14 protein-coding genes are annotated in these 24714 nt (G+C 60.5%); 7 read left to right on the forward strand and 7 right to left on the reverse strand.

Features of this window, described 5'->3' with window-relative positions; all coding sequences use genetic code 11:
- Window positions 1–39 precede the first annotated feature (39 nt).
- The 5 genes from NMA52_RS01985 to NMA52_RS02005 form a co-directional block, all read right to left on the reverse strand.
- Entirely contained in the window at window positions 40–543 is a 504-nt protein-coding gene (locus NMA52_RS01985) for a GbsR/MarR family transcriptional regulator (protein ID WP_254825954.1), read from the reverse strand.
- Between the two features lie 36 nt (window positions 544–579).
- Window positions 580–3714, reverse strand: a complete 3135-nt coding sequence (locus tag NMA52_RS01990) for an efflux RND transporter permease subunit (RefSeq protein WP_254825955.1) — start codon at window positions 3712–3714, stop codon at window positions 580–582.
- Window positions 3715–3752: 38 nt separating this feature from the next.
- Window positions 3753–4886, reverse strand: a complete 1134-nt coding sequence (locus tag NMA52_RS01995; protein WP_254825956.1) for an efflux RND transporter periplasmic adaptor subunit — start codon at window positions 4884–4886, stop codon at window positions 3753–3755.
- A 24-nt stretch (window positions 4887–4910) separates the two neighbouring features.
- Window positions 4911–7268 (reverse strand): TolC family protein, encoded by a 2358-nt coding sequence (locus NMA52_RS02000; protein WP_254825957.1) that lies wholly within the window; start codon window positions 7266–7268, stop codon window positions 4911–4913.
- Between the two features lie 91 nt (window positions 7269–7359).
- Entirely contained in the window at window positions 7360–8274 is a 915-nt protein-coding gene (locus tag NMA52_RS02005) for a DUF5996 family protein (protein ID WP_254825958.1), read from the reverse strand.
- Window positions 8275–8483: 209 nt separating this feature from the next.
- On the opposite strand from NMA52_RS02005, the gene NMA52_RS02010 reads away from it, so the two are divergent.
- The 6 genes from NMA52_RS02010 to NMA52_RS02035 all read left to right on the forward strand — a co-directional run bounded on the left by NMA52_RS02010 (window position 8484) and on the right by NMA52_RS02035 (window position 17250).
- Window positions 8484–9023, forward strand: a complete 540-nt coding sequence (locus NMA52_RS02010) for a hypothetical protein (protein WP_254825959.1) — start codon at window positions 8484–8486, stop codon at window positions 9021–9023.
- Between the two features lie 939 nt (window positions 9024–9962).
- On the forward strand, window positions 9963–10679 hold the full coding sequence (locus tag NMA52_RS02015; protein WP_254825960.1) for a transposase: 717 nt from the start codon (window positions 9963–9965) through the stop codon (window positions 10677–10679).
- A gap of 380 nt (window positions 10680–11059) precedes the next feature.
- Window positions 11060–11758, forward strand: coding sequence for a DUF6503 family protein (locus tag NMA52_RS02020; protein WP_254825961.1), 699 nt, complete (start codon window positions 11060–11062; stop codon window positions 11756–11758).
- Between the two features lie 517 nt (window positions 11759–12275).
- Window positions 12276–14573: a GH92 family glycosyl hydrolase gene (locus NMA52_RS02025; RefSeq protein WP_254825962.1), complete on the forward strand. Its 2298-nt coding sequence runs from the start codon at window positions 12276–12278 to the stop codon at window positions 14571–14573.
- A gap of 179 nt (window positions 14574–14752) precedes the next feature.
- A complete protein-coding gene (locus tag NMA52_RS02030) occupies window positions 14753–15640 on the forward strand; it encodes a YDG/SRA domain-containing protein (protein WP_254825963.1) in 888 nt (295 codons plus the stop codon).
- A gap of 146 nt (window positions 15641–15786) precedes the next feature.
- Window positions 15787–17250 (forward strand): aminotransferase class V-fold PLP-dependent enzyme, encoded by a 1464-nt coding sequence (locus NMA52_RS02035; RefSeq protein WP_254825964.1) that lies wholly within the window; start codon window positions 15787–15789, stop codon window positions 17248–17250.
- Window positions 17251–17379: 129 nt separating this feature from the next.
- On the opposite strand, the gene NMA52_RS02040 is transcribed toward NMA52_RS02035, so the two are convergent.
- Together NMA52_RS02040 and NMA52_RS02045 are read right to left on the reverse strand one after the other, a co-directional pair.
- Complete coding sequence (locus tag NMA52_RS02040; RefSeq protein ID WP_254825965.1) at window positions 17380–20967, reverse strand: SNF2-related protein; 3588 nt, start codon at window positions 20965–20967, stop codon at window positions 17380–17382.
- A 200-nt stretch (window positions 20968–21167) separates the two neighbouring features.
- Complete coding sequence (locus NMA52_RS02045; RefSeq protein ID WP_254825966.1) at window positions 21168–22892, reverse strand: hypothetical protein; 1725 nt, start codon at window positions 22890–22892, stop codon at window positions 21168–21170.
- Between the two features lie 101 nt (window positions 22893–22993).
- On the opposite strand from NMA52_RS02045, the gene NMA52_RS02050 reads away from it, so the two are divergent.
- Window positions 22994–24658 (forward strand): hypothetical protein, encoded by a 1665-nt coding sequence (locus tag NMA52_RS02050; protein WP_254825967.1) that lies wholly within the window; start codon window positions 22994–22996, stop codon window positions 24656–24658.
- Window positions 24659–24714: the final 56 nt, after the last annotated feature.

Here is a 24714-nt window from a genome sequence, read left to right on the forward strand (position 1 = left end):
GGGTTCGATTTTTTGCGGGTGAGGATTTGGTTCGGTTGCTTAGTCGTCGGATCCCTCGCGCTCGTTCCACTTGGCCTGGACGCGCGGAAGCTCTTCCTTCAGAAAGAGAAAGTAGTCCTTAATGCGGTGCAGATCCCGGTTGAATTCAGGGCTGCTGGTGTCCTTGCGCAGCGTGATGACTTTATCGAGCGTCGAGACGAAAGGGCCTACCGAGGCCAGGGCTTGCTGTATATGCTCCAACCACTTGATGATACTGACGCGAAAGTATCGCTTGCGGTCGCCGGGTTTAGTGATGTACTCGACACGCCCTTCGGCCATCAGCCGTTTAAGCGCGTTGCTGATCGTGCTCTTGCTGGCCTGGAGGAAATCCTGAATGGCGTAAAAGTCCATTTCCGGCGGATCGGAGAGGAGCAGCAGGGCGAACACCCGCGCTTCCATGGGCGTAAGCTTGGTCTGCTCGAAGAAGACCCCGAGTTCCTCGACCCGTTGCTTGATGTCCGGAATTGGTTGACGGGCGGGAGGATCGGTGTTTTGATGATGCATGACTGACGGTTTGTTGGTGTGTGGGGGTGGAAGATATCAAACGAAGTCCGCGCTCGGATCGACCGACCGGCGCTCCCGGATGCGGAAAAGAAGTTTGTAGGTGACGGGCACGAACAGCAGGGTGATCACCGTGCCGAAGAACAGGCCGACCATGATGGCCACGGCCATGGGTTCCCACATGATCCCGCCGCCGAGGTAGAGGGGGATGAGGCCGAGGGCCGTCGTGAAGGTGGTCAGCAGTATGGGCCGGAAGCGCTGCTTGCAGGCATCGACGATGGCCCGGAACTCGGTCTTACCCTCCCGCTCTTCGATCTCGATGCGGTCGATGAGTACGATGGCATTGTTGATCAGAATACCCGCCAGGGAGATCATACCCATGAAGGCCATGAAGCCGAAGTAACTGCGGAAGAGCAACAACCCCAGAATCACTCCGATGAGTCCCAGCGGGATGGTCAGCAGTACGATGGTCGTCTTACGGAAACTGTTGAACTGTAGCATCAGTAGGATCAGGATGATGAAGCCGGCCAGGGGCAGCTTATCGCCGACGGCACCCATGGCCTCGCGGCTGCGCTCGGATTCCCCGCCGAGGTCGTAGCTGTACCCCACCGGCCAGCTGCGGGCCAGCTCGTCGAGTTGGGGCGTGAGGGCGGAAGTGATGTCGGTAGCTGTTTTGCCGCTCGTAGCGTCGGCCTGTACGGTGAGGGTACGGAACAAGTCGCGGCGCTTGATCTTGGCGTACTGCCATTCCACGCTTACGTCGGCTACCTGGGCCAGGGGGACGTTGTTACCGGTACCCTGGGCGTACACGTTGAGGCCCGCCAGGTCCTGTACCTCGTAGGATTCGGCTCCCGTGCCGCGCATCACGATGGGTAGCGACTCGTCGTCCTCCCGGAAACTGCCGGCGGTATAGCCGCTTACGTTGGTGCGGAGGGATACGGCAATGTCCTGGTTGGTGACGCCGGCGAGGTTGGCCTTGTCCTGGTCGATGTCGATTACGACCTTCTTACTCTTCGGTCCCCAGTCGTCGCTGATGTTGGTGGCGATTGGCATACCGGCAAGCAGGGCCTTCACCCCGTCGGAGATGCGGTAAAGCTGGTCGGCGTCCGGACCACTAATCCGTACGGCCACGTCGGCACCGCCCCCGCCCCCGCCGGAGAGGGAACTGACCGTGATGTCGGCGTCGGGAAAGTTGGCGTCTCCGAAGGCTTCCAGCCGCTGAATGATGGCGGGGTTGGCCTCGAAGCGGCTGGTGTTCAGCAAGAGGTGAGCGTAACCGCTGTTCGCCTCTCCGGGCTGGTAGCCGAGATCGTAGCTCTTGGGACCCTCCCCGACGAAGCTGGTAAAGTCCGTAATACCGTAATCCTCGGCGTTGTCGACGAGCAGTTCCTCGTTGATGAAAGCCTCGATGCGGGCGACCACCTCCGCGGTGCGGTCGATGTCGGTGCCCTGGGGCAGTTCCACGTCAACGGTGAGGAGGTTGCGGTCGCTGTCCGGAAAGAAGATGAAGGGCAGGCGACCGAAGAGGGACAGGCTGAAGATAAAGAGCACCACCACCGCCCCGACCGTGAGCCAGGGCCGTTTGAGGGCCCGGTAGATTAGATTGCCGTAGTGATCGTTGAGCCGCTCGAAGCCCCCGCGTCTGGCTGCTTCCGGTTGGTCCTCCGCTCCCGCGTCCCCGCCGTCCTTGTTCTTCACCCGGATCAACGCGACGCCGAGCATCGTGACGACGGTCATGGCCATGATCCAGCTGCTGAGCAGGGCGAAGGAAATGACGACGAAGAGTGGGCCCATGATCTCGCCCATCGTGTTCTCGGCCAGGAAGAAGGCGAGGAAGGCCGCCGAGGTAGTGAGAGAGGAGATCAGGAGCGGCAGGGCGAGTTCGCGCGTCGCGCGGTAGGCGGCCTTGTGGGGCGAGAGGCCGGATTCGATGCCGACCATCATCGCCTCGGAGATTACGATGGCGTTGTCGACCAGCATGCCGAGCGCCATGATCAGGGCGGCCAGCGAAACTTTGTTGAGGCCCACGTCAAAGATGTTCATAAGCAAGAGCGTCATGACGATAGCCAGGGGGATAAGGCTGGCAACCACCAGCCCGGTCCGCCAACCGAGAAAGAGAAACATGACGGCCAGCACGATGGCGATCGACTGCAGGACGTTGGACAGAAAGCCGTCGACGCTCGCCTGTACGTAATCGTCCTGGCTCGCGATGCGGCGGACCTCCATGCCGAGGGGGAGAGATTGATTGAAGTAGGAGAGGCGGGCGTCAATTTCTTCCCCGAGTTGAACCAGGTTGGCGCCCTCCTTCACTGCGACGCCCACTACGATGCCCGGTTGTCCGCCCAGGCGGACCAGTCGTTCGGCCGGCGAGGCGTACCCCCGGCTGATGGTCGCGATCTCTCCGAGTTTGGCCGTCTGGTTACCGGTGAGGCGTACAACGGTGCTGGCCAAATCGTCGAGATTTTCGAAGTTGCCCGTAGGCTCGAGCACGACGCGCTGGTCGCCGAGGCCGACGTCGCCGCCCGCGAAGACGATGTTGGTGGCGGAAATGGTCTGCTGGAGTTCATTGGCCGAGAGTCCGTAACGGGCCAGGCGGGCGTTGTCGAACTCCACGAAGATCTGTTCCTGGCGCGTACCGCTGATCTCTACTTCGGCGGCATCGGCGAGCTTGACGAGGTCGTCGCGGATGTCTTCGGCGGCATCTTCCAGTTCGCTCAGGCTGTAGCCGGGGCCGGTGAGCCCTACCTGGATGCCATACACTACGCCGATGTCATCGTCCTTTACCTCGATGCTGCGCAGGCCGTCGGGCAGGTCGGGGCGGAGCTGGTCGATCTTGCGGCGCAGGCGGTCCCAGACGGGCTGCATGTCTTCGGCGCGTACGCCGGGGTCCAGCTCGACGCTCACGATGCTCAGGCCGGTGCGGCTTTCGCTGGTGATCTCGTCGACTTCGGCGAGTTCCTGGGCTACCTGTTCGATGCGCTCGGTGATGAGCTCCTCGACGCGTTCGGCGCTGGCCCCGGGAAAGCTGGACACCACCGTGGCCACGCGGATGGTGAAGGGCGGCATGGCGTCGCGGCTCAGCTGATTGTAGCCGAGCACGCCCATTAGGGCGATCACCAGCACGAAGAGGATGGTGACCCGGTTGTTTTCAATAGCGACTTTGGCAATATTCATGGGGCGGCGGTTGGGGGCGCGGGGAAAGGAGGGGGGTGTTACTGGGGAAGGAGGCGGACGCGCATGCCGTCGAGCAGCTGCTTCAGGCCGGCGGTAGCGACCAGGTCATCGGGATCCAAGCCCTCGCGTACGACGAATCCGCGGGCGTAGTATTTCCCAATGGTGACGGGGGTGCGGCGGGCGATGTACTGGTCGGCACTGTCGGTGGGTTCCAGGCGAAAGACGAATTTGCCATCGGGACCTTCGGCCACCGACGCGATGGGGGCGAGTAGAAGGCTGTCGCCAGCCGAGCCCTCCGTCGTGAACGAGAACCGGACGTTGGCGGCCATACCGGGCCGGATCGCCTCGTCCTCGTCCGCTACGGTAATGGTGATGGGGTAGCTGGGCGAGCCGGCGGCGGCGTAGGCGACTTCGGAAACCGTGCCCGGGAAGTGGCGGTCGGGAATGGAAGAGAAGCTGACTTCGACGGACTGGCCGGCGGAAAGGCGACCGATCACGTCCTCCGGCACGTTCACCTTCACTTCGGGGTCGTGATCGGTGCTCAGGGTAACGATCGCCGTCCCCGAAGGGGCGAATTCATTGGCTTCGACGTGCTTTTCGGTGATTACCCCGGCAAAGGGGGCCGTCAGGCGGGTATAGGCCACCTGGTTGCTGGCCGCGTTCACCTGGGCGCCGCTGGCCTCCAGTTGGCTGCGGGCGGCTTCGACCTGGGCACGGGACGTCTGGTACTGACTGCGCGCCTGCTCGAACTGGCTCAGGGACACGCTGTTGCTTTCGTACAATTTGGCGGTCCGCTCGTAGGCGGCCTGGGCGGCGATGAGCTGGGTTTCCGCGCTTTCCAACTGCGCCTGGCTGGCCTGCCGCTGGGCGGTGGCCTGGGAGCGCTGCACCACCAGGTCGGCGGGATCGAGGGTGGCGATCAACTGGCCCCGGCTCACCCGCTGGCCGAGCGCTACGGGTAACTGACGGACGGTGCCCCCGACCCGGAAGGACAGGGGCGTGCGTCCCGCTGCTTCGGCCACCCCGCTGAAGACGAGGCTGCTACTGCCGTCGTCGAACACCACGGGCGCGGCGCGGATCGCGCGGACCGGCGCTTCGGTGACGGTTTCGTCCGTCCCGCCGCCGCAGGCGGTCAGTACGAGGAGAAGGGCAAAGAGGGGTAACAATTTCATGGAAAAGCGATTATGGGGAGGGGGTTACCGGGAACGGAAGGAGAGGAAGCGCTGAAGAAAGGCCGTCTGCTCACTGGGGGCATCGAGGAAGTGGTAGCTGCCGGTAGCGCGCTGCACGGTCAGGAAGTCGGCGACGAACTGGTAGCCCAGATTGGTGGCGTTAACGCGCGATTGAAGGACGACGTTCTGGGCGTCGATCAGGGAGGTGACATTGGCCGCACCGCTGCGGTAGAGGTCCTCGATGAGGGCGAAGTTGCGCTCGGAGGTGGCGGCGGCCGTCCGGGCGAGGTTGAGGTTGCGGTAGCTGGCCACCAGGGTTTCCACGCTGGAGTATAGCCGCTGAACGAGCTGGTTCTCGGTGTTCTCGCGCTGGGCGGCGGTTTGGAGGGTGGTAACCCGGGCCTGCTGTAGCTGCGCCTTGCGCAGGCCGCCCTGAAAGATGGGAAGGCTTACGCCCACCGCGGCGGAGTAGCTGCCCCGGGGGCGGTCGGCGGCCGCGAAGTCAAAGTTGAATTCCGGCGGCAGGCCTACGGTCTGGTAGTTCCCGATGCGGTAGCCGAACTGCCCGTTCACGGCAATTTCGGGCAGGTAAAAAGACCGTTGCCGGGATAGTTGCTGCCGCTCCTGCGCCGCGATGGCCAGGTCGAGTTGTCGGAGGGTGGGTAGATTATTGCGGGCCTCCTCGGCGAGGAAATCGGCCAGGCGGTCGATGTCTTGGGGAGTATTGAGGAGGGGCAGAAAGGTTTTTCCGATGAGGCCGATGAGGGAATCCTGTCCGGTAAAGACCGGCAGCTGAAATTCAGCGTCAATGTCGTGGTCAAGCAGCTGGTTCAGCTGGTAGCGGGCCTGGGCGAACCGCGCCTCGGCGTCGTTGACGTTGATCGCGCCGAGGGAGAGCTCACTCTCCCAGCGGTACACGTCGGTAGCGGCCGCGGCCCCCTCCTCCCGCTGGTCCACCGCCAGATTATAGTTGGTGCGGGTCACGTTGAGGTTCTCGTTCTGGAGGCGCAGGAATTCCCGGGCCTGCAGGACGTTGAGGTAAGCCGTGCCCACGTCCAGGATGACGTCGAGCTGACTGGATTCCAGGGCGGCGGTTTGTCCTTCGGCCAGCAACCGCCGGATGGCTACGTTGGCGAAGGCGGGTTCCGACAGGATCACCTGACTGAGGGTGGCCGCGGCCGTCCAGTTGTACCGCCCCTGGAGTCCGAAGCTCGAGGCGACGGACTGGGGGTCGAGAAAATTCAGCGTCGTACTGGCACTCAGCTGGGGGAGTAGGTTCGCGCGGGCCACATCCACATCCGTGCCCGCTAGCGCCAGCTCGTATTCGTCGATCCGGTACCCGAGGTTGCGGGCGAGGCCCTCCAGGACGGCACCCTCGAGGGTAAGTACGGGACCGGTTTCGATCGCGATGGGATTGAGCAGCACCGCCCGTCGCATCAGGTCGAAGTCCGGATACACTCCGGAGGCCCGGGCCGCCGCCATGTTAATGATGAGGCTGGGTCGCGAGCCGTCGATCTCGGTCGAAAATTCGGCCGGGTCGAGTCCGTCGGTAATGCGCAGGACGTCCAGGGCGATCCGGCGGGGCAGTCGGCGCAGTACGTCGGCGGAGCTGAAGGCCAGTAGAGCTCCGAGATCAAGCAGGGGGTCGTCCATGAGGGCCATGGTGGGGATGCCCCGTCCGTGCAGTTCGCTCAGCACCGTACGGGCATCCGCCGGGGAAAGCTCCGGTTCGATGGGCGTGAAGTATACCGCATCGGTAGCGGCGGGTAGCCGGGACAGGGTCGATGCGGCCGTGGGACCGACGGTGATCACGGTCACTTCGGCGTCGGTATATGCGGGCACCGTGCGGGTGAGCAAGTCCCGGAATTTTTCGGTCGTCACGACCGTCAGCCGCTCGTAGGGTTGCAGACGCGCCAGGGTATCCAGGTCGCGTTGTATGTCAAATGGGGAGCGGACGAAGGTGAAGTTCGGTATCCCCGTGCCGTCAGGTCCACCCGCCACCTTCGGCTCGATGGCCACGGCGGCGATGGTTGGCTTGGGATAAACCTCCCGGTCCATCAGCAACTGGGTGCTGGCGAGCCCAACCCCAATCACGACGTCGGTAGTGGGGTAGAGGGTATCCAGGTCCAGTTCCTCGATCGGACGGGTATCCAGCTCCAGGGCGAAGCGGGTGCCGAGCAGCGCCCGGAGTTCGGTGCGGATCAGACTGTCCAGGGTAGGTTCCGTGACCGCGGTGCTGTCGGTGAGGAGGGAAACCCGCAGCGATTCCTGTCCCCGGGCGAGCACGCTCACCAATAGACACGCGGTGACGAGAAGGGCTACGCGCAGGGAACGAAGTGTAGTGGAAAGCGGGGTGATCCCCCGGAAGTCAGCAGCTTGCATAGGTTGGCAGTGAGCAAACCAAACGAAGCAACAGTATTTTTAGTTCTGTAAGTTGCGAACCAATTAGTTTTCGTTACACCCGCGTGACAAACTACGCTTCAAAACTTTCGTACCTCCACTCCTCCAGCTCCCAGCCCGCCCGCCGCGCCCCGGCCGTGTAGGTACTCTCCAGGAAATCGAGCAGGTCCTGTCGGGGGTTCGGTGCGCCGACCAGCACGGCCCAGGGTAGGAAAGCTAGCGGACTGCCGTTGCTGTCTACCCAGTCCGCCCCGGCGGGCAGCAGGGGTTCGTCGGCGATGCCCTCCGGTAGGGGGTAGGTATAGCTATAAAAGGCGGCTTCCCGCACCTTATCGTCGCCGGGCCAGAAGCCGAAGCTGATCACCTCGTGGCTGTAAGCATCCCGTTCCACCGCGCTCGCCGAGGGCGGCATGGGAGGAGCCAGCTTGCCGGAGAAGCGGGTGATGACCAGGTCGAAGTGGTGCCAGTAGAGGTGGGCCGGACAGGTCTTCCCGTAAAACCTGCCGGCGAATTCCTTCAGTACGCCATCCACCCACAGCAGGGCACGCCAGAATTTACTGACGGCTTCGGGCTCGTAGTCGGCCACGTCGGTCAGTTCCGCGAAGGGCCGGTCGGTTTCCAGATCATAGGGTCTGGCGAGGATCGGGGTAGCGGCGTCGATCTTTGCGAGCAGGCCGTTGACCTGGCGATAAAAGTCCGCCACGCTCAGTCCGCGCGCGAGTGGAAACCCGACTTCTTCCCCCCGGCTCGTCACGACTTCGCAGCGGTGGCCGATCAGGTCGAGCCGGATCTCGAACTGGTTGCCGATATCATCGAGGGGCATGCCGCGGGTACTCACGCCACGGGGGTCGACGTACAGCGTCAAATTCCACCAGTGGTTGCGCACGGGCATGCGGGCTTTGCGCACCTTCCCGATAATTTGGAGAAAATGATGGAGGGTCCGCTTCGCGGGTTCCCAGGGCGGCAGGGGCAGGGGGGATATCTTCATAGGGCGGGTGCGCGGGTCCTACGTAAATTAGGGGAAAGCGGGCTAAATTGGTCGAGGCGTTTTATGCCGAGACATTACCCGCGAGCGGAACACCAAAATTTCAAGCATCCGGCACCGTTATAACGTCAACCGGTCGTCATTAATAAGCGATATTCCAAATAGCATTAAGCGAAGGAGGGGAGGGTGAATCAAAAAAGCTTTCTAAGGACATGATCAGACTACTGCCGTTATTGCTGATACTTGGTTGCGGGCTTAGTCGAAATCGGGATGTGGATAATGATATCGAGTATCCATTATTGATGGGTGAAGATGCTGATGTTACGGTAATGATTGATGTCTATAGCCCCAAATCATATAATCTGTATTTTGATAACTCAGGAAGACTTCGTTCAGTGATTTTCGTCACTCATCGCTATGGTCGCCGGCGCCCGTCAGTTACCAGCAAGGTTTCTTTTGAAGAAACGAATATAACTTTTGCTCTCCCGGAGCTCGGGGAATGTTCCGTATATGTCGATTATAACAGTGATGGACTCGACGGAAGTTCTTTGTGGATCCAATACGGTGATTCAGATTTACGCAAGTATTGGAATCCGGCATCCCAGAAGAATACCGCCGTAGGGTCTTTCTATTTTCAATTATCTAACTCCCTTAGTGAAACAATCGGCATTGATAGTTTAAAAGAGGAATTTTTGATAAGTCTACCACCAGGTCGTTACTGGAACTTTGGCGAAGGCGTAATCAAATTATAAGGATATCCGATCACGGTGCTTTGCTGTCGACTGCAACTAAGCGCTCCCTCGTTCTAATTTTGCAAGGTTGCGGGCCTATGAGCCGATCCTGCACTGCTCGGCTATCACGGTCACCCTAGAAGGGTTCACCTCAGGCTACTCCAAGGTTAAAGCTTTTTAAGCCGACCCAGCGCTGCCCGCTTTATAGGGTCGCCCTGGAAGGACTCATCCTTTCCCTACTCTGAGGTTGAGGCTTTTTAAGCCGACCCTGTATTGCACGTCTTTCAGGGTCGCCCTAGAAGGGCTCAACCTTGGGCTACTCTGAGGTTGAGGCTTTTTAAGCCGACCCAGGGTTGCCCGTCTTTCAGGGTCGCCCTGGAAGGGCTCATCCTTAGACTACTCTTAGGTTGAGGCTTTTCAAGCCGACCCTGCACTGCTCGGCTTTCACGGTCACCCTAGAAGGGTTCAACCTCAGGCTACTCCAAGGTTGAGACTTTGTAAGCCGGTCCTGCGCTGCCCGCTTTACAGGGTCGCCCTAGAAGGGCTCAACCTTAGGTTACTGTGAGGTTGAGGCTTTTTAAGCCGGTCCTGCGCTGCCCGCTTTACAGGGTCGCTCTGGAAGGGCTCAACCTTAGGTTAGTGTGAGGTTGAGGCTTTTTAAGCCGACCCCGTGCTGCCCGTCTTTCAGGGTCGCCCTAGAAGGGCTCATCCTCAGGCTACTTCAAGGTTGAGGCTTTTTAAGCCGACCCTGCACTGCTCGGTTTTCGGGGTCGCCCTAGAAGGGCTCATCCTCAGGCTACTCTTAAGTTGAGGCTTTTCAGGCCGACCCTGCACTACCCGCCGTTCAGGGTCGCCCTGGAAGGGCTCATCCTTAGGCTACTCTTAGGTTGAGGTTTTTCAAGCCGGTCCTGCACTGCCCGCTTTTCGGAGTCGCCCTAGACCCGACTCCGCACCGCCGGTATGCAAGCATACACATTCAACATCTCCCCTTTTATATATTCAAGTCTAAATTCAGTCATTCTGCCCCGTCGAAAACCCATCGCTCATTTCCCAATTGGTCGGTCTCCAGTCCACATCAATTATCGACTGCACGGAAGTATACCAGTTGCCGAACGAAACCGCATTTTTCAGGAGCGTACAGCAGCGGTAAGGGAGGTGAAGGCGACGCTAAGTGATTTGCCTGATCCGCTATACGAAGCAAGCCTTGCCATGGAGATGGATCGCATAAATCAACAGTTTGAATCCGCCGTTGAACAAGCGTTGCATTGCGCACGCACCGGTCCGATGCACTTACAACAACCAGAAATCCGTGAGACGGTAATCGACTCTTGGAAGTATCTACATGCCCGAAAGGAGATTGAACTGCATGCCGTTTGCGCGATGTCAAACCACGTTCACCTCATCGTCAGCAGTACTTCTGCGGAAGAGTCACTCGATATCGGGTGGCTGATGAATCGCCATAAAACATATACCGGCAAGCGGTGCAATCAACTGTTGAGTCGCACGGGGCAGGCCTTCTGGGCGCCCAAGTACTTCGATCGGACGATCCGTGACGGAAAATTCCTGATCGCGATGTGGTATGTTTTAAACAATCCGGTCAAAGCGGGTTTGGTGGGCGAATGGCGGGAGTGGCCGGGTACATTCGTGAATCCGGAGTATCTCTCGCACTTTATCTAAGACTATTTAAGGTTGAGGCTTTCCAGGCCGACCCTGTGCTGCCCGGTTTTCGGGGTCGCCCTAGAAGGGCTCAACCTTGGGCTACTGTAAGGTTGAGGCTTTGTAAGCCGACCCTGCACTGCTCGGTTTTCGGGGTCGACCTAGAAGGGCTCATCCTCAGGCTACTCTTAGGTTGAGGCTTTTCAAGCCGACCCTGTGCTGCCCGTCTTTCAGGGTCGCCCTGGAAGGGCTCAACCTTAGACTACTCTGAGCCGACCCTGCATTGCCCGCTGTACAGGGTCGCCCCGGAAGGGCTCATCATCAGCCGTACCCGCCCCGCTCCCGTAACTTTGTCTGCTCCCGCGCCCCGCCGCCCGAACCTTCCGTGTTATATTGCTTCCATGTCCACCTTCCTTCCGTGTTATCTTATTATTCTTCTGCTGTTTGGTTGCCAGTCCGGTGACGGGGCTTCCGGCGGACCGCCCACCACGGCGAGTGAAGTGCTGGACCGCGCCATCGCCCACCACGATCCCGGAGGCAACTGGACGACCTTCGACGCGGCCTTCTTACTCAATAGCGATACCATCGTAATCGACCTGCCGGAAAGCTACTTCGCCCAGATCGGGGGCGGGAAGTACTTCGTGGCCGACCGCGACGTGTGCCGCTCTACCGATCTGGGGGACGATTCGCCGCCCCTGGCCTCCGATAGCTGCGCCAATGTGATCCGCAAACGCGACTACCATACCTACCTCAACGGGCTGCCCATGAAGCTGCGCGATCCCGGCACCCCGCTGGAAGACGACTTCGTCACGACCGAATTTCACGGAAAGGAATACCTGCGCCTGCGGGTCAACTACCCCAAGTCCGGCGGCACCGTGGAGACCTGGGAGTTCTTCTTCGATCCCGCTACCTATGCCCTCGGTGCCTACCAGTTTTACCGCTCCGACAACCCCCAGGGGGGCGAATACCTCCTGCTCGACGGTGAGATTGAGATCGGGGGCGTGCGCATGGTGGAAACGAAGGAGTGGTACCTGCGCGAAAATGATGAGTTATTGGGTAGCGATATTGTTGGGGGGGAGGTGGTGGGAGTGCGGTTTTGAGCCATTACTTCATAGCTCCCGTGCTACCTTCTCTGATCTAAACCGCTATGGAGCGATCACCCAAACCGCTAGTAGCGTCACGAATAGGCTGCTGACCGAACAGCACTACTATCTCTTCGGGCTGGGAATGCAGGAGCCGTGGGTGAGTGATTGTGGGGATGGCGACAATTACCGGTACGTTTCCTTTGGAACTTTTGACCAAACACCATATCGTCTATTCTCTGCCGGTTGAGACCCTCCGAGCCGACCCCACATTGCCTGCTCTACAGGGTCGCCCTGGAAGGGCTCAGCCTCAGGCTACTCCAAGGTTGAGGCTTTTTAAGCCGACCGTGCGCTGCCCGTCTTACAGAGTCTCCCTAAAAGGGTTCATCCTTTTGCTACTCCAAGGTTGAGGCTTTTTAAGCCGACCTTGTACCGCCCGCTGTACAGGGTCGCCGTGAAGGAGCTCATACTTGAGGGATCCCCACCCCATAACCCACAAAAATTTCCGTTCTTCCGGTTCAAATACGCCAACACCGTGAACCGAACGTCGCTACCGATTTACCTGATCCTCTGCATTTTCCTGGGGGGCATGCTGCACGCCCAGACCCGCCAGCCCGTCGACTACGTCAATCCACTGATCGATACCCACAAGTCGCGGTGGTTCTACTTCTCTTCGGCGAGCCGGCCCTTCGGTATGGTGAACCTGAGTCCCGACACCAACGTAAAGGGCAGCTGGGAATCGGGCTACCTGTACGACAGCACGACGGTACGCTGCTTCAGCCACGTCCACGCCTGGCAGATGTCTGGCGTACCGGTGATGCCCACGACCGGCGAGATGCGCGGCCACCTCGGGATGGACGCGACCCAGAGCCCCTTCTCCCACGATACGGAGGAGGTCGCCCCCGGCTACCATAAGTTGCACCTGGATCGCTACGACGTCGACGTAGAGCTCACCTCCACCACCCGTGTCGGTCTACACAAGTATCGCTTCAACGACGACCGGGACCGCCACCTCATTTTCGATACCGGGGCCTTCCTGGCGCACGATTCGACGGACTACTCCATGGTCCGCCGCGTATCGCCCACCGAACTGGAGGGCTACGTGATCATGGGTCGGACCCACCGCCGCCCGAAGCCCGTTAAGCTATATTTCTACGCCCAGACCAGCGCGGCGGCCACCGACTTCGGGGGCTGGCGCAAGGGAGCGGTGGAAGCATTAACGACGGACAGTATCGCCGGAAAGGACGTCGGCGTCTACCTCACCTTCGATCCAGGACTGCGCGACCTCCAGCTTAAAGTGGCCCTCTCTTATACCTCCCCGGCCAACGCCCGCGCCAACATGGCCGCCGAGCTGGATCACTGGGATTTCGCAAGGGTTCGGCGGGAATCGCGGGAGCAGTGGAACGACATGCTGAGCCGGATCGAAGTGTCAGGCGGCACGGAGGAACGGCACGTCAAATTCTACACCGACCTCTGGCACGCACTGCTGGGTCGCCGGATCATCAGCGATGTTGACGGGTCGTACATCGACAATACGGGTGCATCCCCCGTTGTACGCACCACTACCAATAATTATCCCCACTACAACTTCGATGCCTGGTGGGGCAGTCACTGGTCGCTCAACCAACTCTGGTCGCTGGCCTACCCGGAGATCATGGACGGCTTCTGCAATACCATGGTCGATATGTACAAGAATGGCGGACTGATCCCTCGCGGTCCCTCCGGTGGCAATTACACCTACGTGATGATCGGCGACCCGGCGGTGTCCTTCTTCGCCGCTGCCCTGAATAAGGGGATCGACAACTACGACGTGGAGGCCGCCTACGAGGGCCTGCGCAAGAACGCCTTCGTCGGGGGCATCCGCGATCACGCCGGTTACGAACACCGCACGCCGGCCTTCGGGGGCGGGATGCAGTACTACGAGGAACGCGGTTACGTGCCGGAGGGCATCCCGGGCCCCGGCGGCCACCGGGACGGCGCGAGCATGACCCTCGAATATGCCTATCAGGACTGGTGCCTCGCCCAGATCGCCCAACTGCTGGGTAAGGACGACGACTACGCCTTCTTCATGAAGCGCTCCCAAAACTATCGCAACATCTGGAACCCCGCCACCGGCTTCATGCACCCCCGCGAGATGGACGGCAGCTGGATCGAAGACTTCGCCCCGGTGGTGGAGGAGTTCAACGCCCGCGGCTTCTGCGAGGCCAACTCGGCGATCTACACCCACTATGTCCCCCACGACATTCCCGGACTGATGGACCTCTTCGGCGGCCGCGAAAACTACCTCGACTCCCTCAATGGCTCCTTCGAAAAGGCCCAGGCCGACTGGCTGAAGGCGGCGGATAAGGTCCACGCCGCCAACTGGGTCGACTACGGCAACCAACCCGGCACCGGCATGGCCCACCTGTTCAATCTCGCCGGTGCGCCCCACCTCAGCCAGAAGTGGGTCCGCGAAATCAAGAACGCCTACGGAGAAACCACCCCCCACGGCGGCTACCACGGCGACGAGGATCAGGGACAAATGGGGGCCCTCGGCGTTCTCATGGCCATTGGCCTCTTCAGTGTCGACGGCAGCGCGGCGGCGGAACCCACCTACGAGATCACCACCCCAGTATTTAAGGAGGTGACCGTACACCTCGACTCGACCTACTATCCCGCCGGGCGCTTCACCATCCGCGTGGAGGGGGAGCCGGAGACGCAACTATACATTCAGTCTACCGAGCTCGACGGCGCGGAATGGGAGAGTGTCCACTTACCCTTCGACCGGGTTATACGCGGTGGAGACCTGCTGATCCGGGTGGGGGAGGAGCCGGATTTTGACTGGGGACATTAGAATTTACCATTTACAATAGCTGAATTTACAATTTCAAATTTGCGGGGATGCTCCCTGCGGTCGTCCAGTACGATGCGGTCTCCGACCGCGCTAGTTAGTGGTGCACTGTAGAAGCAAAATGAGTGATTTGGCGATTGACTAAGCGTATCTGTTTACTTTAACTAATACTATGCTAATTAATGAGTAAGAGGCTATTCGGAGCTATACCAGGAATTGCTGAAGGTCAAACATTTGAAAACAGAATTGAACTTTCACTATCACTTGTTCATCGACCGAGGCAGGCCGGGATTTCAGGATCACAAGCTGAAGGAGCGGATTCGATTGTCTTAAGTGGAGGGTACGAGGATGATCTTGACTTTGGGGATGTAATTGTTTACACCGGTCACGGGGGGCGAGATATCCCATCAGGCAAACAGGTTGTTGATCAAGAACTGACCAGGAGTAATTTAGCCTTGGCAGTTAGTTGTCAACAAGGATTACCTGTCCGTGTAATAAGAGGGCAAAACCATAGGTCAGAATATTCTCCACAAAAAGGATACCGATATGATGGTTTATTTAGGGTAGAAGATTATTGGAAAGAAAAAGGAAAAAGTGGGTTTGAAGTCTGGCGATTTAGGATGAGGCAGTTGAAATTTTTATCCAATCAAATCTATGAAATTCAAAGTAGGCAAGTCAACGAGGATGAATTTGAATATGGAGCGCCTAAGAGAGTAGAGACACGTATCACTAGAATAATTCGGGATACCAGGCTGTCAAAGCAAGTAAAAGAAATGTATGATTTCAAATGTCAGGTTTGCAAAACGCGAATTGAGACAAATGCTGGACCGTACGCAGAAGCCGCGCATATAAAGCCTTTAGGAGCTCCCCATAATGGACCCGATGATTTATCAAATCTACTTTGTTTATGTCCAAATCACCACGTCAGATTTGACTATGGAGGATTTTCGGTTTCAGATACATTTGACCTAATTGGGGAGCCGGGAAAGTTACATGTACATTCAGCACACCAGATAAACAAAACATTTTTGGGATATCACCGCGAACATCGATACGAAGAGGATTGGTAGCCGTAACGATCATCACAGGATAGCAACGGTTGTTGATAGAGGAGGAGATTATATAGCGAGTCAGGTTCATTTATATAACAAGGATCTTCGAATTCTCCCCCTGCAACAACCGGATTGCTCATTCAACCCCCCCCCACCCTTACCCCATGACCCCACCCCCCACCGAATACGACTTCGACCCCACCGACTGGCCCACCGCCACCGCCCTCGGCCAACGCATGCTCGCCGATATGATGACCTACCTCGAAGGGGTAAGCGACGAGGCGAGCTGGCAGCAAATCCCCGAAACGGTGAAGGAAAGAATGCGCGCGCCCCTCCCCCAAACCGGGCAGCCGCTCGAGGAGATTTACGCGGAGTTTCTCCGCGACGTCGTGCCGTACAACAAGAAGAATATCCACCCCGCCTTCTACGCCTGGGTGCAGGGGACGGGCACGGTGACCGGCCTGCTGGCCGATATGCTGGCCTCGGCCCTCAACCCCAACGTCACCATCGGCGAACACATGCCGATGTACGTGGACGCCCAGGCGGTCGACTGGTGTAAGGAGCTGATGGGCTTTCCGGCTAAGGCCTCCGGTATGCTCGTCAGCGGCGGCTCGATGGCCAACATCACCGCCCTTACGGTGGCGCGTAACAGCCAGCTCGGAACCGATTTTCGGGAGGAGGGCTTCGGAGCGGATATGCCCCGCACGACGGTCTACTGCTCCACCGAAACCCACAGCTGCGTACAGAAGGCCGTGGAAATACTGGGTATCGGCAACCGCTACCTGCGCCGCGTACCCGTAAACGACCGTTACGAGATGGACCACGAGGCTCTCATCCGCGCCATCGAGGAAGATATCGCCGCCGGCCACCGGCCCATCTGCGTGGTGGCTACCGCCGGGACGGTAAATACCGGGGCCATCGATCCCATGGAGGCGATCTTCAACATCTGCCGGCGCTACGGACTGTGGTTTCACGTCGACGGAGCCTACGGTGCGCTCTGCCGCCTCGATCCGGTGTACGCCGATCGGCTAGCGTATATGGAGCGCGCCGACAGCATCGCCTTCGACCTCCATAAGTGGATGTACCTACCCTACGAAGTGGGCTGCGTGCTCATCCGCGACCGCGAACTGCACCGCCGGAGTTTCGCCCTGACGCCGGCCTACCTGCAATCGAGCGACCGCGGACTGGCCGGCGGCCCCGAACCGCTCAACAACTACGGCTTCGAGCTCTCCCGCGGCTTCAAGGCCCTCAAGGTGTGGATGTCGCTGAAGGAAAACGGGGTGGAGGGCTACGCCCGGCTCATCGCCCAGAACAACCGGCAGGCGGAATACGTGGGCGGGCTCGCAGGAGCTACGGAGGGCCTTGTAGTGGTGGCCCCGGTCTCTATGTCCATCGTATGTCTGCGGTACTTTCGGTCCGGTATGACGCAACTGGAAAGCAATGCCCTTAACCAGGAACTGTTGCTGCGGCTGCACGAGCGGGGCATCGCCAGTCCGAGCTCTACGGTGCTTGGGGGAATCTTCTGCATCCGGATCTGCATCGTAAACCACAAGACGAAGAACCGCGATCTGGTACGACTGGTGGAAGCGCTGGTGGAGATCGGGAATGAACTGTATCGATCGGTGTAGTACGATGCGGTTTGCAACCGCGATGCAGGATGCGGTCTCCGACCGCGGAAGTACGATGCAGCCTATGGCTGCGCACTGCCCGATCGCTACCGGAGGGAGCTTTTTACTCCCGCGGTCTGAGACCGCGTGTTACCCTAGCCGCATCAGTTCTCCGATCTCCCGGTTCGTCATCTTGCCCAGGCTCTTTTCGCCCTCCACCACGCTCAGATCGGCCACCTCCTGTTTAGATTGGATGAGTTGATCGATCTTCTCCTCGAAGGTACGCTCGGTGACCAGGCGGTGTACGAAGACGGTCCGCTGCTGGCCGATGCGGTAGGCGCGGTCGGTAGCCTGTGCTTCGACGGCGGGATTCCACCAGAGGTCGTAGTGAATGACGTGGTTGGCGGCGGTGAGATTGAGGCCCGTCCCGCCGGCTTTAATGCTGATGAGGAGCAGCGGACAGTCGGTGTCCGTCTGAAACCGTTCGACCATTCCGTCGCGGTCCCTGGTCGCAGTACCGCCGTGAAGGAAGGGGGTATCGAGTCCGAAGCTGTCGCGGATCATCCGCTGTAGCAGCTCGCCCATTTCCCGGTACTGGGTGAAGATAATGGCCTTGTCACCGTTCTCGAGGATTGAGGTGAGCCGCTCGTGTAGCAGCAGACCCTTACCACTGCGGGTGAAATCGGCGGCGCCCTGCTTCAGGAACTGGGCCGGGTGGTTGCAACACTGCTTGAGGGCGGTGATGAGTTTCAGGATAAGCCCCTGACGACCGATGCCGTCCTCCGATTCCCTGACCAGTCGCATGTTTTCGTCCAAGATGCTCTGGTACAGGGCCGTTTGCTCGGCGGTGAGGGTGCAGTATTCGGTCTGGACTACCTTGTCGGGCAGGTCGCTGATGATGCTTTTATCGGTTTTGAGGCGCCGCAGGACGAAGGGGGCCGTCAACTTCTGAAAGCGGGCCGCGGCCCTTTGGTCGTGCTCTCCCTGAATGGGGCGGCCGTAGTGCTCGTTAAAGTGTTTGCGGGAACCGAGAAATTTCGGGAGCGTAAAATCGAGCAAGCTCCAGTAATCGAGCAAGCGGTTTTCCACCGGGGTGCCACTCAGGGCAATGCGTACGGGAGCCTTTATCTTCTTTACGGCCCGAGTTTGTTTGGCCACGGGATTCTTGATGTTCTGGGCCTCGTCGATGACCACTACCCGCCAGGCGAGTTTTCCCAGGGTCGTTTCCTCGGTGCGGGCGATGCCGTAGGTCGTGAGCAACACCTCGTACTCGTCCGTCTCCGGCAGCTTGCGCTGACCGCCGTGGTAGACGTGGGCGCGGAGCGCGGGAGCAAAGCGTACCATCTCCCGGTGCCAGTTCCCGAGCAGACTGGTAGGTACTATAATGATCCCTTTCTCCCGATCGAGCAGCCCCTCTTCGGTGTACTTCAGCAGTAGGGTGATGACCTGCAGGGTTTTGCCCAGTCCCATATCGTCGGCGAGGACGGAGCCAAAGCCAAGTCTGGCATTGGTGTGCAACCAAGCGTAGCCGCGCGACTGGTATGGGCGTAGGGTCGCCTGCAGCCCGGCGGGCGGGGCGGGAGCCGGACCGTGCCGCAGACCGTCGATCAACTTCCGTAGCTCCGGACCGATACTTACGGGTGCCCCATCGTACTCCTCGGTGAATAGGGCTTCCAGCCGCTCGTGGGGTTTGAGGGTGGGTTCTCCCGCATCGAGGGCTGTGAGCAGGCGGGCGACTTCGGCTTCGTCGAGCAGGACGTAGCTGTCCTTAAACTTCACGAGTCCGTTCGCCGTACTTACAAGCTCCCGGAATTCGGCCTCCGATATGAGTTCGTCGCCCAGGGCGGCCTGCCAACTGAAGGATAAGATGTTATCCAGGGAAATGATGCCCGACAGTTCGAAGACTTCGGTGCCCGGCTTGGTCTGCGCGGTGAGTCCCAGGGCCGGACGCAGCAGCTTGCGTAGTGCCGCCGGCAGCAATACCCGCACGCCCAGGGCTTCCATACTTGGCAGCACGGCGGTAAGCACGGGGGCGAATTCGGCCACCGTAAAGCGCATGGGCGAGTACCCGTTGCCGGCCAGATAGACGTGCAGTTCCGGGAAGTGGCCGGAGAGGAACGAAAGGGTTTTGATGATCATCAGCCGATCGTGAGGTTCGGCTTCCGGAAGCCAGTCGGCCAGCGGGACCGGGGGTTGCTTTCCGGCCGCTTCCCGGTCGTCGATCAGCACTTCTACGGTCAGGCCGTCCGTGTTCTCTTCTACCTTCACGATGGGGCGAAAGCGCCGATCCGCCAGGTACAACTGTCCCAGCCAGCGATGAATGGCCGCGCCGAAGCCCTCCGTGCCGACCAGGGTGAATTGCTCTTGCGGCCCCAGAAGGAAGAGGCGCCGTGCCGGGGTGTCGCCCGTCAACTTATCCGTTCCCCGTCGGATGATGCAGCCCATCAGGGTAGCGAGCAGCTGTTCTCCCGCGCGGTCGGTACGAAACTCGAGAAAGGCCCCGTCCGCATCTACGTAGTACAGCAGGGTAGGGGCGGTGAGCTGGTAAAACTTATCTAGTATTTCCCGTGAGGTGTCGTCGGCGGTAGCCGGCACGTACTGCACCAGGTAAGCACCTGCGGAGCCCACCAATAGGCGCGGCACGAACGACTTACGTTGCACCAGCGTCCGCGCCAGTTGAAAACCGAGCAGCAGGCTGCGGGCCTCCTTACTGAGTTGGTGGCGCTCCAGTTGTTCGACTTGCAGTAGCCAGTCGAGCAGGCCCGCTTCGGTACGGATTTCCAGGAGGGGCTCGTCCTCGTCGTTGTAGGCGGCGAAGGTCGTCGGCCGTAGGTCGGCGTTGAGGTGCAGTTCGAACTGACCGCCGGGGGGAAGCAGTTCACCGGCCTCGCCACTTTCGCTATCGTCCCGGAGCCAGAGCCGGTCGGCGAACCGCGCGGAGGTCGTGTAGATTTTCTCGATGAAGGAAGGGAAGTCGCCGGCAGAATCAAAGGCCGGATCGGTCGGTAGTCTGCGCACCGCCTGCCAGCCCCCGTCGGTAATGCCTCCGAAGTCGATGCCCGTTGCGAGCTCCTCGTCCCACCGAAAGGGCGGAAGGCCGGCCACCGGCTGCAGCAAATCCGCGAGTAGCGGGGGGGCGTCGGATGCGGCGATATCTTCATCCTGGCTGCCGACCAGTTCCGCGCGGAGGTCCAGGCCGCGCATCCGGAACAAGTCGAAGGGGTCGTTGTCGATGGCTCCGACCATGACGTAAATGACGGCGGCCATGTGTTTGCAGGGGACGGCCCAGTCAGGACAGCTGCATTCGGGTCGCAGTTCCGCGAAGGTGTCCGGAAAGATGGTCATTCCCCGGTCCTTCAGCAGCTGCAGGAGCTCCTCGGGCAACGTGCCGGTCAGCAACTGGCCGAGGAGGGCGGGGTTTTTACGGATCTCGTCCACGATGCTCTTCCCCTCCCGGGGCTCCCAGGGGCGCCAGTCGAAGGTGACTTCGTACGGTTCGGGCATACTGCCCTGGACGGCCGCGGTGATGCGACCCGGAGACGGCTGCTTTATCTCTTCGACGAGGCCCTTGTTCGCGTAGGTTTGCCCACGGCTCAGGCGACCGGAGTAGTCGAGGCGCTGCAGGGCGGAGAGAAATTCCTTACCCCACCAGCTGGTGCCGTACTTGCGCCGGTAGCTGCCGGTTTTGGCCTGGGGGGCGGGTCGGCGCGACCATCCCCAGTAGTCGTTGCGTGGCATGGTATAAAGGTATGGATACGGTGGCGCAGCTGGAAGCTGGATCGTGCTTGCGCTGCCGGAGGCAGCGTTGTACTCTCGCCGCCGGAGGCAGCATCGTGCTTTCGCTGCTGGAAGCAGCATTGTACTGCGCTGCCGGAGGCAGCATTGTACTGCGCCGCCGGAGGCAGCGTTGTACTGCGCGGTCGGGAGACCGCATCGTACTAGTTGCGGCAGGCCGCGATGCTCGCCCGGAGGGTTTCGGCCGCCTTACGCGCATCGGACAGGTTGCCGAAGTTCCAGCGCATTTCCTCGGTGAAGGCCGGTTCGTCGTCTTCGTAGACGTTGATGATCTTTTCGCGGGATAGGGTGGGGATCCGGAGGCTGAGGTCATCCCCCCTGACGGCTACGTCGATCTGGGCGGCGTCGAGGTCGTAGAGATTAAATTCGTAGAGGATCTCCTTTGTCTTTCGGCCGGATTCCGAGCGGGTGAAGCTCCACTGGCATTCGCCCTCCGCGTCCGACTGCAGGCTCAGTTCCTGAGTGTAGCTTGCCTCCGCCGGCGTGGTGAGCGCGGTGGACAGCCACGCAAGATCGCCGGCTTCGGTGGGCAGTTCCCGGGCGCGCTCGACGATCACGGGCAGTAGTTCGCGGACCTTCCGGGAGTCCTCGATGGAGGAGACCGGAAATTCTACCGCGTCGTCGTATCCCTTCGCCTCACCATCCTGCCAGTACTGCACGTAATCGGCGTCCCTGACCGTCGGTACCACCACGGCGAGTTCCCCGCTCCGGGTATTCAGTGCGATCTTGCCGGGATCCAGATCGGCGAAGTGGAAGCTATAGCGGGACGTCTGCTCCGACTCCTTGTCCCGTTCGGTCCGGATCACTTCCAGCGTGGACAGGGCTTCCGGAGTAAGGACGGCGCTGGTACGGGCATCCGGAGTTTCCGAACCGGTGACCAGTCCGGCGAGCGATTCCAGTGCTTCGTTCATTTCGGTGGGGCGGGGCATGCGGGCATCGCGGATTTCCCGGGCCAGCGGCAGGGCGGCGGTCAGGGTCTGGATGAGTCGGCGGGCCTCGTCAATCCCCGCGATGGGGATTTCCACTTCGTCGGTGTACTTCACGGATCCCTCGCCATCCGTTTCCAGGATCAGGTCTTCCCCACCCACGGTGCCCGCTTCTACGGAGACGGATCCGCGGTTGACCCGTACTTCCACGGTGTTCGTCGCTACGTCCGCCAGGCTGAAGTGGTAACGGGTGGTGGTCCCCTTGTCGGGGTCCGTGATCTCGAAGGTGACTTGGTCGGCGAGTGGATCGCCGGGGCTCCAGCGCACCTCCCGGGTAGTGCCGTCTTCGGCGAAGGGTTGCACGGCATCCGCCAGCCACCGTTGCAGTTTGGGTAGGGTAGTGCCGGGGGTGAAGTCACGCTCCCAGGCGGACTCGGCCAGGGGAATAGCTTCCCGCAGCAGGTCGCGGAGGGTTTTGGCGCGGTCGATCTCCGGGGACCACAGGCTGACCTCAGATTCGTAGTCCACCGAGCCGTCTTCCTCCGTTACGCGAATGAAGTTCTGACGGTTACGGGTCTTGAGTACGACGAGTTGGCGGTCGCGCTCGTCCTGGTAGTTGATGAGGCGGGGGTCGAGGTCGGAAAGATTGAGTGCGTAGGTGAGGGTTTCGGACTTATCGTTCTTGCGGTTCACGGAGGTGATCGTGACCGTTGCTTCCCAGGGGCGGTCCGCCGCGAAGGACAGTTCCTGGTCGTAGCGGTAGCGATCGGTTTCGACGGTTTCGAGCGCCTCCTGGACCCGGCCGAGCACGGCGGGGAGGGCGGCATCCTGGGCGGCGAGTGAAGTGAATAGCAGGCATGGCAACAGGAGGCCGGTCAAGTGGCGGGTAAGCATAGGGTGAATGGTGTTAAGCGTGTTGTTCAGGGGTACTAAAGTGGGCATAAGGATCGGTCGACGCAAATATTTCCCGCATCCCCAAAACTGGTGATATTCCCTACATCCCCGCGGACTTACCTTAGTCCGTCGCACCAATCCGGCCCCCCGTGCCCGTCACCTTCTCCCTGCTGGTCGGTAAATACCAATGGTCGCCGGAGCTCATTGCCGAGATACTGCGGGCCAGCGGTTATGCGCCGGAAGAAGGGGCCGACCCCCGCTGGCCCGACGAGGCCGTCGCCTACCTGAAGACCTTCCTGAACGGCCAGTGTCGGTTGCCCCATAAGCTGGAGTTACTCCGGTCGGGTCAACTGAGCGGTCTGGACCCGGGGGCACTCACCGAGAAACTGAAGTCAACCAGACGTCGACTACTCCGGGACCGCGAAGACATCTGGAAGGCGTGGAGCATCGGGCGGGCGGTGTCCTGGGATCCCCTGCGGGAGGAATTGCACATCGATGACGTCCGCTACCACGACCGGTTGGTCGGCTTCGCCGCGGGGGCGGCGGCGCGGGCCACGGCGGGGACCCCGGTAGCCTACCGCCGCAACCCGGGCGGGGAGGCCGTGGGCATTACGCTGTTGACGGAGTTGCGTCACGGCCCCCGCTTCCTGGAACAGCAGTACGCGGCCATCGACGACCTCAACCTGCGCTCCGCGCTCAAACAACTGATCGACCGCACCGAACCCCACCTTCCGCCCGTGCCCCCGCCCCCCGCACCCGCGCTTCCCGATCCACCCGACGACCCGCTCGCTAAAATGGCACGCAAGACGCACACGACACGGGCGGTCATCGAAGAGATTCTGCGGGTCGGCGGGTTTGCGCTACCCGAGGGTCCCCCCTTTGAGCTGGAGCCAGGGGCGGTCACCTTCGTAAACAAATTTTTGCACGGGCCGGGTAAGCGAAAGGAGAACCTCAACCGCCTGCGCCACGGTCGGTTCGCGGGGCTGTCGCCACCGGAAATCCTGAAGGCGCTCGGCACCAGGGAGGTGGTGAAGACCGTCAACCTCACGTGGTGCCTGGGAACCTTCACGCCCCACCCCCGCCGTAATGATCGGGCCGTGATTACGGACTGCGTAGACCGGCGAACGTTTTCGTACAACTGCGCCCCCGGGGAATTTCATACGAGTCTGCAGTTGCTGGCCTACCAGCGTCCGGTGAACAACCCGCCGCCGCCCGACTGGACGTTGAAGTCGGTACACCGGATCGGCGAAATCGCCCTGCCGTTGCGGATCCTGCTGCGCTGGTACCGTCAGTTGCCGCGGGAGGAATGGCGCATCGAACTGTTGTCCTCCCTATCCCGGGGGGAACGGACCCACCTGTTCCGCCAGGTACTAAACCTGAACGTGCGACCCCTTTCCCCGGAGCAACTCGCAGAGGCTACCGCCGCCCGCCGCAGCTGGATGACCGTTTGTGATGGCCTGTCGCAGGAGCACGACATCGACGTGGTCTTTTCCAACTGGCTCGTTCATGCCGGCAATTTGCACCAGTTGGTGGATTGGGCCCTCACCGGCAACGCCGTATACCCCCTCACCCGCCGGCAGTTGCGCACCTACTTTCTGGCGACCGGCAACGAGCAGCGGCTGCGGCTGCTGCAGTGTACGACCGAGGAAATTCACCTGCCCCTCCTGCGGGCTCTCGCGACGGAAGTCGATCACGGCGAACTGGTCAACCTCATCATCGAGTACGTCCGTGACCGGGACCAACTCGAGGAACTGGCCCGGCCCGGCGGGCCGGTCAGCGCCCTCCTCGGCTGGTGTCGGGCACAACTGGGATGAGTCCCCACGGCCGTCCGTGGGGGGTATAAAGGAAGCCCACCCGAAACGTCCGGCCG

It is taken from the genome of Lewinella sp. JB7 (assembly GCF_024297185.1).
In the GTDB taxonomy this organism is placed as follows: domain Bacteria; phylum Bacteroidota; class Bacteroidia; order Chitinophagales; family Saprospiraceae; genus Neolewinella.

Excerpts from the sequence above, each read along its gene's own strand:
- NMA52_RS02010 (WP_254825959.1), top strand. The coding sequence starts at position 8,484 with ATGATCAGACTACTGCCGTTATTGCTGATACTTGGTTGCGGGCTTAGT.
- NMA52_RS02040 (WP_254825965.1), bottom strand. The coding sequence starts at position 20,967 with ATGCCACGCAACGACTACTGGGGATGGTCGCGCCGACCCGCCCCCCAG.
- NMA52_RS02030 (WP_254825963.1), top strand. The coding sequence starts at position 14,753 with ATGAGTAAGAGGCTATTCGGAGCTATACCAGGAATTGCTGAAGGTCAA.
- NMA52_RS02005 (WP_254825958.1), bottom strand. The coding sequence starts at position 8,274 with ATGAAGATATCCCCCCTGCCCCTGCCGCCCTGGGAACCCGCGAAGCGG.
- NMA52_RS01995 (WP_254825956.1), bottom strand. The coding sequence starts at position 4,886 with ATGAAATTGTTACCCCTCTTTGCCCTTCTCCTCGTACTGACCGCCTGC.
- NMA52_RS02015 (WP_254825960.1), top strand. The coding sequence starts at position 9,963 with ATGCAAGCATACACATTCAACATCTCCCCTTTTATATATTCAAGTCTA.
- NMA52_RS02020 (WP_254825961.1), top strand. The coding sequence starts at position 11,060 with ATGTCCACCTTCCTTCCGTGTTATCTTATTATTCTTCTGCTGTTTGGT.
- NMA52_RS02035 (WP_254825964.1), top strand. The coding sequence starts at position 15,787 with ATGACCCCACCCCCCACCGAATACGACTTCGACCCCACCGACTGGCCC.
- NMA52_RS02045 (WP_254825966.1), bottom strand. The coding sequence starts at position 22,892 with ATGCCCACTTTAGTACCCCTGAACAACACGCTTAACACCATTCACCCT.
- NMA52_RS01985 (WP_254825954.1), bottom strand. The coding sequence starts at position 543 with ATGCATCATCAAAACACCGATCCTCCCGCCCGTCAACCAATTCCGGAC.
- NMA52_RS02000 (WP_254825957.1), bottom strand. The coding sequence starts at position 7,268 with ATGCAAGCTGCTGACTTCCGGGGGATCACCCCGCTTTCCACTACACTT.
- NMA52_RS01990 (WP_254825955.1), bottom strand. The coding sequence starts at position 3,714 with ATGAATATTGCCAAAGTCGCTATTGAAAACAACCGGGTCACCATCCTC.